Source organism: Nocardia sp. NPDC004151 (assembly GCF_042874235.1).
Classification (GTDB): Bacteria; Actinomycetota; Actinomycetes; order Mycobacteriales; family Mycobacteriaceae; genus Nocardia.
In genome coordinates this window covers 231,739-246,430 of sequence record NZ_JBIAMR010000001.1, presented here as the reverse complement: position 1 = coordinate 246,430, position 14,692 = coordinate 231,739, and the positions used below count along the sequence as shown (strand labels likewise).

At 67.6% G+C, this 14,692-nt stretch carries 14 protein-coding genes; 9 read left to right on the top strand and 5 right to left on the bottom strand.

Going from position 1 to position 14,692, the window contains the following annotated elements; genetic code table 11:
• The first annotated feature begins 119 nt into the window (after positions 1-119).
• The 3 genes from ACFYTS_RS01170 to ACFYTS_RS01160 all read left to right on the top strand — a co-directional run bounded on the left by ACFYTS_RS01170 (position 120) and on the right by ACFYTS_RS01160 (position 3,666).
• Positions 120-1,766: an acyl-CoA synthetase gene (locus ACFYTS_RS01170; protein ID WP_357282754.1), complete on the top strand. Its 1,647-nt coding sequence runs from the start codon at positions 120-122 to the stop codon at positions 1,764-1,766.
• A gap of 215 nt (positions 1,767-1,981) precedes the next feature.
• Positions 1,982-2,977 carry a sigma-70 family RNA polymerase sigma factor gene (locus tag ACFYTS_RS01165; RefSeq protein ID WP_387300498.1) on the top strand — a complete coding sequence of 332 codons (996 nt, stop codon included), beginning with the start codon at positions 1,982-1,984 and terminating at the stop codon, positions 2,975-2,977.
• A gap of 50 nt (positions 2,978-3,027) precedes the next feature.
• Complete coding sequence (locus tag ACFYTS_RS01160) at positions 3,028-3,666, top strand: hypothetical protein (protein ID WP_357282750.1); 639 nt, start codon at positions 3,028-3,030, stop codon at positions 3,664-3,666.
• Between the two features lie 36 nt (positions 3,667-3,702).
• On the opposite strand, the gene ACFYTS_RS01155 is transcribed toward ACFYTS_RS01160, so the two are convergent.
• From ACFYTS_RS01155 to ACFYTS_RS01145, 3 genes are all read right to left on the bottom strand, one after another.
• Positions 3,703-5,289, bottom strand: coding sequence for an acyl-CoA synthetase (locus ACFYTS_RS01155; protein ID WP_387300496.1), 1,587 nt, complete (start codon positions 5,287-5,289; stop codon positions 3,703-3,705).
• A 214-nt stretch (positions 5,290-5,503) separates the two neighbouring features.
• On the bottom strand, positions 5,504-6,322 hold the full coding sequence (locus tag ACFYTS_RS01150; RefSeq protein ID WP_357282748.1) for a helix-turn-helix domain-containing protein: 819 nt from the start codon (positions 6,320-6,322) through the stop codon (positions 5,504-5,506).
• 3 nt (positions 6,323-6,325) lie between these two features.
• Positions 6,326-6,739 carry a VOC family protein gene (locus ACFYTS_RS01145; RefSeq protein ID WP_357282746.1) on the bottom strand — a complete coding sequence of 138 codons (414 nt, stop codon included), beginning with the start codon at positions 6,737-6,739 and terminating at the stop codon, positions 6,326-6,328.
• A gap of 96 nt (positions 6,740-6,835) precedes the next feature.
• On the opposite strand from ACFYTS_RS01145, the gene ACFYTS_RS01140 reads away from it, so the two are divergent.
• The gene (locus ACFYTS_RS01140) at positions 6,836-8,032 is read left to right on the top strand and encodes a glycosyltransferase (RefSeq protein WP_387300493.1); all 1,197 of its coding nucleotides are present in this window, start codon (positions 6,836-6,838) and stop codon (positions 8,030-8,032) included.
• A 94-nt stretch (positions 8,033-8,126) separates the two neighbouring features.
• Complete coding sequence (locus ACFYTS_RS01135; RefSeq protein WP_387300491.1) at positions 8,127-8,822, top strand: maleylpyruvate isomerase family mycothiol-dependent enzyme; 696 nt, start codon at positions 8,127-8,129, stop codon at positions 8,820-8,822.
• Positions 8,823-9,007: 185 nt separating this feature from the next.
• On the opposite strand, the gene ACFYTS_RS01130 is transcribed toward ACFYTS_RS01135, so the two are convergent.
• A complete protein-coding gene (locus ACFYTS_RS01130) occupies positions 9,008-10,132 on the bottom strand; it encodes an acyl-CoA dehydrogenase family protein (RefSeq protein ID WP_387300489.1) in 1,125 nt (374 codons plus the stop codon).
• 97 nt (positions 10,133-10,229) lie between these two features.
• The gene (locus tag ACFYTS_RS01125) at positions 10,230-11,423 is read right to left on the bottom strand and encodes an acyl-CoA dehydrogenase family protein (protein WP_357282739.1); all 1,194 of its coding nucleotides are present in this window, start codon (positions 11,421-11,423) and stop codon (positions 10,230-10,232) included.
• A 153-nt stretch (positions 11,424-11,576) separates the two neighbouring features.
• Here ACFYTS_RS01125 and ACFYTS_RS01120 point away from each other — a divergent pair, with 153 nt between their 5' ends.
• The 4 genes from ACFYTS_RS01120 (at position 11,577) to ACFYTS_RS01105 (ending at position 14,677) form a co-directional block, all read left to right on the top strand.
• Positions 11,577-11,765: a ferredoxin gene (locus ACFYTS_RS01120; protein ID WP_379277423.1), complete on the top strand. Its 189-nt coding sequence runs from the start codon at positions 11,577-11,579 to the stop codon at positions 11,763-11,765.
• A gap of 65 nt (positions 11,766-11,830) precedes the next feature.
• Positions 11,831-12,733: a 3-oxoacyl-ACP reductase gene (locus tag ACFYTS_RS01115; protein ID WP_357282738.1), complete on the top strand. Its 903-nt coding sequence runs from the start codon at positions 11,831-11,833 to the stop codon at positions 12,731-12,733.
• Between the two features lie 323 nt (positions 12,734-13,056).
• Positions 13,057-13,821, top strand: a complete 765-nt coding sequence (locus tag ACFYTS_RS01110) for an ABC transporter permease (protein WP_357282736.1) — start codon at positions 13,057-13,059, stop codon at positions 13,819-13,821.
• Between the two features lie 4 nt (positions 13,822-13,825).
• Positions 13,826-14,677: an ABC transporter permease gene (locus ACFYTS_RS01105; protein ID WP_357282734.1), complete on the top strand. Its 852-nt coding sequence runs from the start codon at positions 13,826-13,828 to the stop codon at positions 14,675-14,677.
• The last annotated feature ends 15 nt before the right edge of the window (positions 14,678-14,692 follow it).

Genomic DNA, 14,692 nt, shown 5'->3' with positions numbered 1-14,692 from the left:
TTGTCCCCATCCGGGGGTACGTCACCGTACTGTTGTGACAGGGGGGCACTTCCGCTCAGTGGGACGGGTGCGAAAACAGTGGCTTGTCACACACAGGAACACGTTCTATTTTGGTCCCTGTGAGCTACAACATTGCGGACCTTGTCGAGCACACCATCGACCTCATGCCGGAACGTGTCGCGCTGGTTGACGACACCCGCTCGGTCACCTACGCCGAGCTGGAGGACCGTGCCAACCGGCTGGCGCACTACCTGCAGGAACAGGGAGTGCAGCCGGGTGACAAGGTCGGCGTCTACTCGCGCAACACCATCGAGGCCGTCGAGGCCATGGTGGCCATCTTCAAGGCGCGGGCAGTCATGATCAACGTGAACTACCGCTACGTTGAGAACGAGTTGCAGTACATCTTCGAGAACTCGGACATGGTCGCGCTGCTGCACGAGCGTCGCTACAGCGACAAGGTGGCCAACGTGGTCCCCAACGTGCCCGCGATCAAGACCGTGATCACCGTCGAGGACGGCACCGACCTGCCGCTGCCCCCGACCGCCGTCGAATACGAGGCGGCCCTGGCCTCCTCGCACGGCGAGCGCGACTTCGAGGAGCGCACCTCCGACGACATCATGATGATCTACACCGGTGGCACCACCGGTATGCCCAAGGGCGTCATGTGGCGGCAGGAGGACTGGTGGCGCGTGCTCGGCGGCGGCATCAACTTCTACACCGGTGAATTCGTCGAGGACGAGTGGCAGCAGTCCAAGGGCGGCGCCAGCGGCAGCGCCCCGATGGTGCGCTACCCGATCCCGCCGCTGATCCACGGCGGCGCGTTCACCGCGACCCTGCACAGCCTCTTCGACGGCGGCAAGGCCGTCATGCTGCCCGAGTTCAGCGGCCACGGCGTCTGCCGCGCGGTGCAGAACCACGGGGTCAACATGATCTTCATTACCGGTGACGCCATGGCCCGCCCGATCCTGGACGCGCTCGCCGAGGGCAACCCGGAAACCGGTGCGCCCTACGACCATTCGGCCCTGTGGGTGCTGGCCAGCAGCGCGGCGCTGTTCTCGCCCGTGCTCAAGGACGAGTTCATCGAGCGCTTCCCGAACGCGCTCATCACCGACTCCATCGGCGCGTCCGAGACCGGCTTCGGCGGTCTGGCCGTGGCCACCAAGGGCGCCACCCACACCGGCGGCCCGCGCGTGAAGATCGACGGCTCCACCAAGGTCATCGACGAGGAGGGCAACGAGGTCGCCCCCGGCTCCGGCCAGGTCGGCATGCTCGCCCGCACCGGCAACATCCCGATCGGCTACTACAACGACCCGGTCAAGACCGCCGAGACGTTCAAGGAGTTCAACGGCAAGCGCTACTCCATCCCCGGCGACTTCGCCCGGGTGGAGGACGACGGCACCGTCACCATGCTCGGCCGCGGCTCGGTGTCGATCAACTCCGGTGGCGAGAAGATCTTCCCCGAAGAGGTCGAGGGCGCGCTGAAGGCGCATCCGGACGTGTTCGACGCGCTGGTCGTCGGCGTGCCGGACGAGCGCTGGGGCAACCGCGTCGTCGCGGTCGTGGCCTGCCGCGGCGAGGCCCGTCCGACCCTGGAGGAGCTGCGCCCGACCCTGGTCAAGGAGATCTCCTCCTACAAGATGCCGCGCAGCCTGTGGTACGTGGACGAGATCAAGCGCTCGCCCGCCGGCAAGCCGGACTACAAGTGGGCCAAGGCCCAGACCGAAGCCCGCGAGGCCGACAACCACGCCCAGGCGTCGTCGAAGTAGCTCGGCCCAGCTCTCCGAACCTCCCGTGCCCGCCTGCTGTCGCAGGCGGGCACGGCCCTAGGTTTGTTGTGGGTTGAGTGCGCCGGCCTGCGGTCGCAGGTGGGCGCGGCCCGAGATTTGTTGCGGGTGAATAGTGCCCGTCCGCTTTCTGCGGGCGGGCATTCGCTCATTTCGACGGGTGTTTCTTGTCGGTGGGCTGTGCGAGGCTGTCAGGCATGAGCGAGAAGGTGGGCGGCACCGTATCGGATGAAGTACTGCGGTCTTTCGAGAGCCATCGGCGCGAACTGTGCGCCTACGCGTATCGAATGCTCGGATCCTCGTTCGAGGCCGAGGACGCGGTGCAGGAGACCTTCACGCGGGCCTGGAAGTCCTACGACTCGTTCGAGGGCCGGGCCAGCGTCCGCTCCTGGCTGTACAAGATCGCCACCAATGTCTGTCTGGACATGCTGGACGGCCCGCAGCGCCGGGCCCGGCCCATGGACCTCAACGGACCCTCCACGCCCGATTCGCAGTTGCCCGCGCCGGAGCCGGATTACGTGTGGGTGGAACCGATTCCGAACGCGCTCGCCTTCGGCGCCGACCCCGCCGAGGCCGCCAGCACCAAGGACACCCTGCGCCTGGCCTTCGTCGCCGCCGTGCAGCACCTGCCCGCCAGCCAGCGCGCGATCCTCATCATGCGTGAGGTACTGCGCTTCTCCGCCGGCGAGACCGCCGACATGCTGAATGTCTCGCCCGCCTCGGTGAACAGCGCTCTGCAGCGGGCCCGCGCCACCATGTCGAAGGTGCAGGAGACCGCCACCGTCTCCGATCCCTTCGACGAGCGCAACGAGCAGCAGCGCAAGCTGGTCGACGACTTCGTGAAGGCCTTCGAGGCCTACGACATGAGCGCCCTGACCGAGCTGCTGAAAGCCGATGTGGCCCTGTCCATGCCGCCGTTCTCGCTGTGGGTGTCCGGCCCCGAGAACGTGGCCGCCTTCATGCTCGGCACCGGCCAGGCCTGCCGCGATTCCCGGATGGTGCCCTTGGAGGGCGCGAACGGCCTGCCCGCCTTCGGCCACTACAAGCCCGGCGACGAGCCCGGCGTCTGGATCCCGTGGTCCATCACCACGCTGGAACTCTCCGGCGACCGCATCTCCGGTCTCACCTTCTTCCTCGACACCGAGAAGCTGTTCCCCCTCTTCGGTCTCCCCCCGGAGCTACGCCCGAACTAGGCTCTCCGGCACGGGAGTTCACGGGCGCCGCAGCCCGGGGGAGGGGCGTCGTGACCGTCGAGCTGAACGCGGACGAGCAATGGGCGGAGAACCTGCGCCGCATGCTGGTGGGAGTGCGTCACGAAGCCGTGATGGCCATCGCCCGGCCGGTGCGGCCGGAGACCGAATACGGTGCGGAGGACACGGTTTTCCGGCAGTTGCACGAGGCCGGGAAGAAGGTGCGGCTGCTGTTGTCGACGGCCTATGTGGGCAGCCGGGGCCGGCAGTCGGTGCTGCGGCAGTTCACGCTCGGCTCGCAGATCCGGGTGACCGACACGGACTTCTGCAATGCGCTGATCGTCGATCGGGAGCGGGCGGCGCTGTGGGCGGCCGCACCGGGGCAGCAGCCGCGCGGGTATCTGGTGGCCGAGCCCGCCCTGCTCGGGGTGGTGCACCAGTTCGCCACCAGCACCTGGCATTCGGCGCGGAGGTTGCGGGACCACCTGGAGCTGCGGGAGGGGCTGGACTCGGTCGCGTTGGCGGTGGTCGAGCAGCTCCACTCCGGGGCCAAGGACGAGACGGCGGCGCGAGTGCTGGGGGTGTCGCTGCGCACCTATCGGCGCTATGTCGCTCAGCTCATGGCCCGCTTCGAGGTCAGCACCCGCTTCCAGCTCGGGGTGCGGGTGCGGGAACTCGGGCTGCTGAGCTGAGCGACACCGGCGGACCGTGTCGGCGCTGCTCGATCGTCAGCGAGGCGAGCGCATCTCGTCCGCGTGCTCGCTCGCGTAGCGCTTGGCGGCGGGATAGTTGGCCTTGCCGCTGGGCTGCCGCATGACCGCGTCCACCAGCCAATATCCGCGCGGCGCTTTGTATCCCGCCACCTTGGTGCGCAGGTGTGCGTCCAGCTCGGCGAGGTCGATCACCGCACCGGGTCGCGGTTGCGTCACCGCGGCCACGGCCTGCCCGAACCGCTCGTCCGGAATGCCGATGACCAGCGCGTCGAAGACGTCCGGATGGGACTTCAACGCCGTCTCGACCTCCTCCGGGAAGACCTTCTCGCCACCGGTATTGACGCATTCCGAGCCGCGTCCGAGCAGGGTGACGGTGCCGTCGGCCTCGTAGCGCGCGTAATCGCCCGGCGCCACATACCGTTTGCCGTCGACCTCGAAGAAGATCGTCTTCGTCTTCTCCGGGTCCTTGTAGTACCCGAGTGGAACGTGGCCGGTTCGCGCCATCCGGCCCACCGCGCCGGATACAGGCTCGACGAGCCGCCCGTCGTCATCCAGCAGGGCGGACTGCGCGCCGAACTTCACCCGCGGGCCCTGGGTGTGGTCGGAATCCTTGGTGACCGTGGACAAACCGGTGCTGCCGCTCTCCGAGGACCCGATCACGTCGGTGATGAACAGGTCGGGGAAGGCCTCGAGGTACTGCTGTTTGAGCGAGTGCGAGAACAGCGCGGCGTGGCTGCTGAACGCCCAGAGGGTCGGAACCTCGTACCGACCCGCGTGGTACGCCTCCAGCAGCGGTTTGGCCATGGCGTCCCCGACCACGGTGAGTACATGGACGCCGTGCCGCTGCACGGCCCGCCAGACTTCGTGCGCATCGAACCGCGGGACGAAAACGACTGTGCCGCCGGCATTCAGACCCATGAAGGCGGCCCACTGCGCCGCACCGTGGATGAGCGGCGAGAGCGGGGCCATGACGATCCCCTCGGGCGCGGCGGCGGCGTTCCTCGCCAATTCCCATTCGTCCGAGACGTATTCGCCGGTCACGTGATTGATGCCGCCACCGAGCGTCCGCCAGACGTCCTCGTGCCGCCACATGACGCCCTTGGGCATGCCGGTGGTGCCGCCGGTGTAGAGGATGTACAGATCGTCGCCGCTGCGCGGTCCGAAATCGCGTTCCGGGGATTGGGCGGCGAGCGCGGCATCGTATTCGGTCCCGATGGCGAGTGTTTCGGTCAGGTCCGGAGCGGAGTCGCGTACCTCGGCGATGATTTCGGTGAATTCCGCTTCGTGGATAATTGCTTTCAAATCCGCGTTCTCGACGATATAGCGCACCTCGTCGGCCACATACCGATAATTCACGCTCACCGATACGGCGCGCAGTTTGAAGGTCGCCAGCATCGTTTCCAGCGCTTCGATGGAATTGCGGGAGTAGACGCCGACGTGATCGCCGCGGCCGATGCCGCGGGTGGCCAGGTGGTGGGCGAGCCGATTGGCCCGCTCGTCGAGTTCGCGGTAGGTGAGGCGGCGGTCCTCGCAGATGAGGGCGGTCCGCTCCGGGACCGCGTCGACCGCGTGCTCGAAAAGGTCTGCAACGTTGAAAGCCATGGATCCACCCTGGTTTTCACGGGAGTGGAGCACCGGTTCACCGGATGGCAGGAAGCTGTCACGGCCGCCCGCGCCGGGGGTGTTCCGCGGGCCGATCCCCTCCTGTCCAGATGTAGACATGAACCCGGCCCGCGGTCCCTCTACCCTCGCCGCCGGGCTGACCAAGATCAAGATCAGCAGGTCACCCGTATTGGGTGGCAGCCGGATTTGCGGATTACCAGAGGGCGATGTCCGAGGTGTCGGGATCGGCCGTGGCGGGGTCGGGGTGACGGGGCGTGAGGCTGAAGAGCTCCACGTCTCGGTTCGGGAACGCCCAGCGCAGGCAGTCCATTTGGTATTCCGTGACGACTCCGGTGGCGGGGTCGCGGAGCAGGAGGGAATCGTCGTCGAGGATCCGGCGTGGGCACGGGGTGTTCCAGATGCGGTCGAATTCGGGGCTCGACCGGCAGGCTTCGCGGATCTCGCGGACGCGTTCGACCGGGGTGTTCGCCAGGGAGTACTCCGTGAGCGCCCAGACCAGGCGGTGAACGAAATCGGCCCAGTTGACCAGGTATTCGGATGCCCGAGGTTCGTTCATCGTGGCGACGATGACGTTGAGGGGGCGGTCGGGAGCGCCGAGCCGCGGATCCAGCCACGGGAACAGGCGGCAGGCCACCGCATTGGCCGCCAGGATATTGTTCTCGGGAACCTGGTGCAGGGAGGCGGGGCCGCGCAGGTTGCGCATGAAAGCCAGCATGCCGTCGGTCACCGAGCCCCCGGCCGCGGCCGACACCGACAGGTCGTCGCCGGTGGCGATCGACCACAGCACCCGCCGCCGGTTCACCGGTATCTCGAAGAGCACGGCCAGCGCGTTGAGCATGCTGGGATGCGGGAGGCGCTGCCCGTTCTCGATCTTCTCGTAGCCGCTGCGGGACATGTGCAGCGCCTCGGCGACGGCGCGCTGGGTCATGCCGTGGCGGAGTCGTTCCCGTTTGATGTACGCGCCCAGTGATATCCCGTGGGGGCCTTCGGACTCAGGACAATCGGCGCGCATCGATCACACAGGATAAGCCATGTAGAACGGTTCCCACTGGTGGCCGTCGGGGTCGAGGAAGGTGCGGCCGTACATGCCGACCTCGGATTCCTGGGCCCGGCGGTCCGCGCTGACCTCCTCCTGGCCGCCCGCGGCCAGAGCGGCCTCCAGCAGCGCGTCGACCTCGTGGGTACTGCCCAGGGCGAGGGAGTAGACACTGCCGACGGTGCCGCGGGTGTCGCCCAGCGGGCGGCGGCCGAAGGTCGTGAAGAACTCGTGCGTCAGCAGCATGACGCAAATGTTGTCGTCGACCACGATGCAGGCGGCGTTGCCGTCGGTGAAGTCCTGATTCACCTTCCAGCCGACGGACTCGTAGAAGCGCTTGGACCGGTCCAGGTCGGCGACGGGCAGATTGATGAAGATCATCTTGCTCGGCATGGTGGCGCGTTCCCTCTCTCATTCGATGTACTGATGAGGACGAAGCGGGTGCGGGAAACTCATCGGTCGTGCGAGAGTTGCCGGTGGAGGTGCCCGATGAGCCACAGCTATCTGATCGCCCTCACCGGCAGCGGGGGAATGGTTCCGCCCGAGCTGGGGGTGGTGCGACGGCTGGTGCGCCGGGGCCATCGGGTGACGGTGCTGGCGGAGGAATCGCTGGCCGAGGCGGTGGCCGCGACGGGCGCGCGGCTGCGCCCCCGGGCCGGGGCCGGATTCGCGCGCGACACCGCCGACGAGATCGACGCGAATCGGCCCGATCTGGTGCTGGCCTCGTTCTTCGCCTTCGGCGCCATGGTCGCCGCGCAGGCCTGTGAGACGCCGTTCTCGGTGCTGATCCCGGGTGTCTATCCGCTGCCGGTGGAGGGCGGTCCGCCGCCGGGCAGCGGCTTCGCGCCCGCGCACGGACCGGTCGGGCGGCTACGTGACCGTTTGGTCGGTTCGCTGGTGCAGCGGCGCTGGGACGAGGAGCTGCTACCCAAGCTCAACGCCCTGCGCTCGGATTTCGGGCTGGAACGTCTGGCGCACTACCAGGATCAGGCGCGACTGGCCCGCCGTCAGCTCGTCTTGTCCAGTGCCGCTTTCGATTTCCCCGGTCAGGGACCCGACGGGGTGCGCTGGGTCGGCCCCATCCTCGACGAACCCGACTGGGTCGCCGACACCACCTGGACTCAGACCGACGGCGGCGATCCGCTGGTGCTGGTCGCGTTGTCCACCACGTTCCAGCGTCAAACCGACTGCCTGCAAAGAATTTCCGAGGCGTTGGGCCAGCTACCGGTGCGCGGCGTCATCACCACCGGACCCGCGATCGATCCCGCCGAACTCCGTGTGCCCCATAATGTGTCGGTCCTGCGCGACGCCCCGCACCGCGAGATCATGCGCCACGCCAGCCTGGTCGTCACCCACGGCGGCCACGGCACGCTGATGAAATCCTTCGCCGCCGACCTGCCGGTCGTGGTCCTCCCGCACGGTCGCGACCATGCCGACAACGCCGCCCGCGTCCGCGGTCACGACGCCGGAATCGTCCTGCCGCGCACCGCCACTCCGCAGCGCATCGCCCGCGCCGTCCGGCACACCCTGCGCACCCCGGCCCACTATCGCGCCGCCGCCGAACTGGGCCGCGCCATCCGCCGCGACGCCCGCGGAGAGGCGTTGCTGCGCGAGCTGGAGCCGTCGCCCGAACACCCCGAACAGGTGGGGGAGCGAGTCTTCTCGGTCCGCGAACTCGAGTCCTGAGCATCCGCGCGACACCGGAGGTTTGGCCGAATTTCGCGCACCACCGGCCGGATATGGCTGGCACGCTGCGGTTTCTCTGTTTAGCGTGAGCCGCATGGATTTCCTGGCCGTTGTGCGCGAGAAGTTGAACGAGTTCGGCGAACTGATCACGCCGGAGGTCGAGCTGTCCACGCCCGTCCCGTCCTGCGGCGACTGGACCTTCTATGACCTGGCCGACCATGTCGGTCAGGGGAATCTGTGGGTGACCACGGCGGTCCTGGAGCAGCGGGGGGACTTTCAGGGCGAGCCCGCGCCCAAGGACCCGGTGGGACTGCGGACCTGGTACGACGGCACGGCGAAGGCGATGATCGACGCGCTGTCGGTCGATCCCGAGACTCCGGCCTGGACCTTCACCTCGCAGATGCCGCGCAAGGTCGGCTTCTGGCAGCGTCGCCGCGCGCAGGAAACCCTCATGCACCTGTGGGACGGCCAGGATGCGCTGGGCACGGCCGAGGCGTTCGATCCGGCGCTCGCCGCCGACGGTGTGACCGAGGTGTTCGAACTGTTCACGCCTCGCATGATCCTGCGCGGCCTGGCGAGCGTGCCGACCGCGGCGATCAGCGTGCGCGCCACCGACACCGGCGACAGCTGGACCTACGGCCCGGGCGCGCCGGTGGCCGAACTCTCCGGCGCCGCGTCCGATCTGCTGCTGGCGCTGTGGGCTCGCAAGGAGCTCGACGACGCCGCACTGAGCTGGCAGGGGAACTGGGCCGAGGGCAAGCAGGTTCTCGTGGGTCCGCTGGTGCCGTGACGGCACAAACCGTTCCCCGACACGGAGAACGGCGAGGTGGTGACACGGAAACGGCGAGGCAGTGGCCGGTATGGGAGCCACCGCCTCGCCGTCGGCCGCGTTTGCAGGGTCGGCCGAGTCTCCAGGCCCAACCGGGCCGTGGGGTCTCAGGGGCTAGCCCCTGAGATGACGAGAGTTGTTCGTTCTTACTGCGCGTCGGCGAGCAGGGAGCCCAGGGCGCGCAGGTGATCGGTCGCGCCGCCGAGCGCGAACTCGTTGTGCTTGGCCGCCGTGAAGTACTGGTTCACGATGTGGTCGCGGTCGATGCCGACGCCGCCGTGCACGTGCACCACGGTGTGGGCGACGCGGTGTCCGGCCTCGGCGGCCCAGAACTTGGCGGTGTGCACCTCGGCGGTGGCGGGCAGGCCCTCGGCGATCCGCCAGGCCGCCTGCTGCACGGCCAGGCGCACGCCCTGCACGTCGATGTAGCCGTCGGCGAGGCGCTGGGCCACGGCCTGGAAGCTGCCGATCTTGCGGTTGAACTGCTCGCGCTCGCGGGCGTAGTCGGCGACCAGTTCCAGGCCCTTCTCGACGACGCCGAGTTGGGTGGCGGCCAGGCCGAGCCAGGCGCGCTCCAGCAGCCAGGTCAGGATCTCGCCGCCCTGTTCGAGGGTGCCCACCAGTTCGGCGGGGGTGCCGGCGAATTCGACCTCGGCCTCGGGGGAGCGGTCGGTGACGATCTGGTCCTCGATGCGCATCGAGGCGTGCGACGGGTCGACCAGGAAGACGGCGGGGGCGCCGTCGACGCTGGCGGACACCAGGATTCGCGCCGCCTGGCGGGCGAAGGGCACGGTGGTCTTGAGGCCGGTGAGCTGCCAGCCGTCGCCCGCGATGGCGGTGGTGACGGGCTTGGCCGGCTCCCAGTTGCGCTCCTCGCTCAGCGCGGCGGTGAGGATGACCTCGCCGGTCGCGGCCTGGGCGGCCAGTTCGCGCTGGGCGGCGGAGCCGAACTGCGCGAGCGCGCCCGCGCCGAGCACGATCGACCACAGGTAGGGCACGGGGGCGACGGACTTGCCGATCTCGCGCAGGATGGCGGTCTGCTCGAGCACGCCGAAGTCGCTGCCGCCCACGCTCTCCGGCAGGGCCGCGGCCAGCACGCCGGTCTCGGCGAGCGAGTCCCACAGGCCGGCGTCGAAGCGCACGGTGCGGTTGCCGTCGGCGTCGGTGTTCTTGTCGAGCTCACGCAGCCGGTCGGCGGTGACCAGCTTGCCGGTGACCTCGGCGGTGAGGCGGGCCAGATCCTGCTGCGCCTCGGTGAGGGTGAAATCCATGATGGGTACCTTGGTTTTCGTGCGATGTGAGGGTCAGGCCCGGAGGAGGCAGCTTGCGTAACCACGTAGGGCCCGCTCACATCGCTGATGGGCACAGCTAGCGCGCGGCGGCGGGCTGCTTGAGGGCGGTCATGGCGATGATGTCGCGCTGCACCTCGTTGGTGCCGCCGCCGAAGGTGAGGATCAGGCAGGCGCGGTGCATGCGCTCGAGGCGGCCGCGCAGCTGCGAGCCCGCCGAGTCCTGGCGCAGGTAGGCCTGCGGGCCGAGGATCTCCATCAGCGCCCGGTAGGCCTCGGTGGCCAGTTCGGTGCCGTACACCTTGGTGGCGGAGGCGTCCCACGGCCGCGGCGCGGCGTCGCCGCCCTGGTCGGCGCGCGAGGCGATCTCCCAGTTGGTCAGCTTCAGGTATTCGACCTTGGCGTGGATGCGGGCCAGCGAGACCTGCACCCATTCCTGGTCGATGACGCGCTGGCCGTTGGCGGTCTTGGTGTTGCGCGCCCACTCGGTGACCTGGGCGACGGCCAGGGCGAGCGGCGCGGAGGAGGTCAGCGCGACGCGCTCGTGGTTGAGCTGGTTGGTGACCAGCGCCCAGCCGCCGTTCTCCGGGCCCACCATGTCGGAGTTCTTGACCCGCACGTCCTGGTAGTAGGTGGCGGAGGTGTCCGGACCGGCCATGGTGTGCACCGGCGTCCAGGAGAAGCCCTCGGCGTCGGTCGGCATGATGAACATCGAGATGCCCTTGTGCTTCTTGGCATTCGGGTCGGTGCGCGCGGCCAGCCACACGTAGTCGGCGTAGGCGATGAGGGAGGTCCACATCTTCTGGCCGTTGATGATCCAGTCGTCGCCGTCGCGGACCGCGGAGGTGCGCAGCGAGGCCAGGTCGGTGCCGGCGCCGGGCTCCGAATAGCCGATGGCGAAGTGCAGCTGACCGGCGGCGATCTTGGGCAGGAAGAACTTCTTCTGCTCCTCGGTGCCGTAGTGCATGATGGTCGGCGCGACCGAGTTGATGGTCAGGAACGGCACCGGGGCGCCGGCGATGGCGGCCTCGTCGGTGAAGATCAGCTGATCCATGGTGGACCGGTCCTGGCCGCCGTACTCCTTGGGCCAGCCCAGGGCGAGCCAGCCGTCGCGGCCCATCTCCTCGACGACCTCGCGGTAGACATTGCCCTCGCCGTACTCTCCGGTCTGGGCCGAAAGCGCTTGCCGCCGTTCGGGAGTGATGAGCTTGGTGAAATAGTCACGCAGCTCGGCACGCAGCTGTTCCTGTTGCGGCGTGTAGGCGATACGCATAGCAGTACCTCTAGCCTTCGTTTCTCGGTTCTGCCGATCATCGCACGCGAGTGAAACATGTTCCAGTATTGGTTCCGGTTAGGGCTGCTTTGCTGTTCCGGGCGGGGGTCTGCTTGTTAGGCTCGTGCTGAACCTGTGTTGAAGGAGAGAACTATGAAGGTCATCGTCGATTTCGATCAGTGCGAAGCGAACGGGATCTGCGTTGGAATCGCCCCTGACGTGTTCGATCTCGATGACGACGACAACTTGCACGTCAACGAGGTCGCGGTCACCGAGGACAACCGCAAGGACATCGAGTCTGCCGTGGCGCAGTGCCCCAAGGCCGCGCTGAAGCTGGTCTGAGGCCGGCCCCGCCCGTCGGGACCGGTCCTTGCCCGGCGGGTGGAACACGTTCTAGAGTCGCCGTCGTGAGCGAATCTGATGTGAGTCTTTCCGGCCGGGTTGCCGTCGTTACCGGTGCCGGCGCCGGGCTCGGCCGGGCCGAAGCCCTCGAGCTGGCCCGCGCGGGCGCGTCGATCATTGTCAACGACCTTGCCGAGAACGACGCGGTCAGCGCAACCCTCGCCGATATCCGGGCGCTGGGCGTGAAGGCGGAGTTCGTCGGCGGCAGCATTGCCGAGCGGTCCACCGCCGATGCCATCATCCGTACCGCGGAGGAGTCCCTCGGCGGCCTGGACATCGTGGTCAACAATGCCGGGATCACCCGGGACAAGATGTTGTTCAACATGTCCGACGAGGACTTCGACGCGGTCGTCGCCGTGCACCTGCGCGGGCACTTCCTGCTGACCCGCAACGCGGCCGCCTACTGGCGTGCCAAGTTCAAGGAGACCGGTGCCCCCGTCTACGGGCGCATCATCAACACGTCCTCCGAGGCCGGTCTGCTCGGCCCCGCCGGTCAGGCGAACTACGGTGCGGCCAAGGCCGGTATCACCGCGCTGACCCTGTCCGCGGCCCGTGCTCTGGAGCAGGTCGGTGTGCGCGCCAACGCGATCGCCCCCCGCGCGCGTACCGCCATGACCGAGAACGTCTTCTCCGCGGCTCCCGACGAGGGCCCGGACCCGCTGTCGCCCGATCACGTCGCGCGCCTGGTGGCCTTCCTGGCCTCCCCGGCGGCCGAGAAGATCACCGGTCAGCTGTTCGTCGTCTACGGCCCGATGGTGGCCCTGATGGCGGCGCCCGTCGTCGAGCAGCGCTTCGACGCCGTCGGCGAGTTCACCCGTGAGGGCCTGGCCGAGACCCTCGGCGGCTACTTCGCCGATCGCGCGTCGGACGCCACTTTCTCGGCTTCCTCCCTGAAGGATCTGGGCTGAGGTTTTCACCTCGATTTCCCCGTATGGGGGCCGCGTGTCGTCTTGACGGACCCGGCCCCCGACCCTGCAGTTGATCGCGAGATCGAACATTGGTAGGAATGGGGATCAACTATGTGTGTCGCCTCACAATGCGGCATACGTCTGACGGTTAGGCTCACCTGAACATGTTCTTGAAACTGGACACCAGTTCAGAAAGAGGGCCTGTTCAAAGCATTGGAAACCTTCCCGAACCGTATGAGAACGTGTTCTAATCTTCGGCGGGACCGAGATCACATTCAGATTTCGGTTGCTATCGCTAGGCAGGGGCAGGAGGAATAGCGGGAATGAATGAAGTCCTTGCCGTACCGCTGCGGGCGGTCGGAGGGTTCTTCGAACTCGCCGGCGCGGTCGCTCGCGCTGCAGTACGGCCCCCGTTCCAGCGACGGGAATTCATCGATCAGTCCTGGTTCATCGCCAGGGTCTCCATGTTTCCCACACTGATGGTGGCGATTCCGTTCACCGTGCTCGTGGTGTTCACGCTCAACATTCTTTTGCGCGAGATCGGTGCGGCCGACCTCTCGGGCGCGGGTGCGGCCTTCGGTGCGATCACCCAGATCGGCCCGATGGTCACGGTGCTCATCGTGGCCGGCGCGGGCGCGACGGCCATCTGCGCCGACCTCGGCGCCCGCACCATCCGCGAAGAGATCGACGCGATGAAGGTGCTCGGCATCGATCCGATTCAGCGCCTGGTGGTTCCGCGCGTGCTGGCCTCGATGTTCGTGGCCTTCCTGCTCAACGGCCTGGTGTCCGCCATCGGCATCCTGGGCGGCTTCGTGTTCTCGGTCTTCTTGCAGGGCGTGAACCCGGGCGCGTTCGTCAACGGCATCACCCTGCTGACCCATCTCCCGGAGCTCGTCATCTCCGAGGTGAAGGCCATGCTGTTCGGTCTCGTCGCCGGACTGGTCGCCTGCTACCTGGGCCTGAACGTCAAAGGCGGTCCCAAGAGTGTCGGCGACGCCGTGAACCAGACGGTCGTGTTCGCCTTCATGGCACTGTTCGTCATCAACGTCGTGATGACCGCCATCAGCATCAAGTTCGCGGCGCGGTGATCAGATGGCTTTCGTAATCCAGTCTCGTTTTCCCAAGGTGACCAAGCGCTTTCAGCGCTTCACCGAGGCGCTCGACTCGGTCGGCAAGCACGCGGTGTTCTACGCGCGCTCGATCGCGTCGGTGCCCAAGGCGCTGGTGCACTACCGCACCGAGACCATCCGGCTGATCGCCGAGATCTCGATGGGCACCGGCGCTCTCGCGGTCATCGGCGGCACCGTCGTGATCGTCGGCTTCCTGACCCTGGCCGCCGGTGGCACCATCGCCGTGCAGGGCTACAGCTCGCTCGGCAATATCGGCGTCGAGGCCCTCACCGGCTTCTTCGCGGCGTTCATCAACGTTCGCATCGCGGCACCGGTCATCTCGGGCATCGGCCTGGCGGCGACGCTGGGCGCGGGAACCACGGCACAATTGGGCGCCATGCGCGTCTCCGAAGAGATCGACGCCCTCGAGGTGATGGCCATCCGGCCCATCCCCTTCCTGGTGGGTACCCGCATGCTGGCGGGCATCCTCGCCATCATCCCGTTGTACTCACTGGCGGTCATCGCCTCGTTCATCGCCTCGCGTTTCGCGACGGTGCAGATCTACGGGCAGTCGGCCGGTGTGTACGACCACTACTTCTCGACCTTCCTGATCCCCAGCGACATCCTCTGGTCCTTCGCGCAGGCGATCTTCATGGCCATGGCGGTCATGCTGATCCACACCTACTACGGCTACAACGCCGCGGGCGGACCGGTCGGCGTAGGCGTGGCGGTAGGTAATGCGGTGCGGGCCTCGCTGATCGCAGTCGTCACGGTGACGCTGCTGATGTCGCTGGCCATCTACGGCACCTCCGGCAATTTCCATCTCTCCGGGTAGGGGCGGGACGAACAC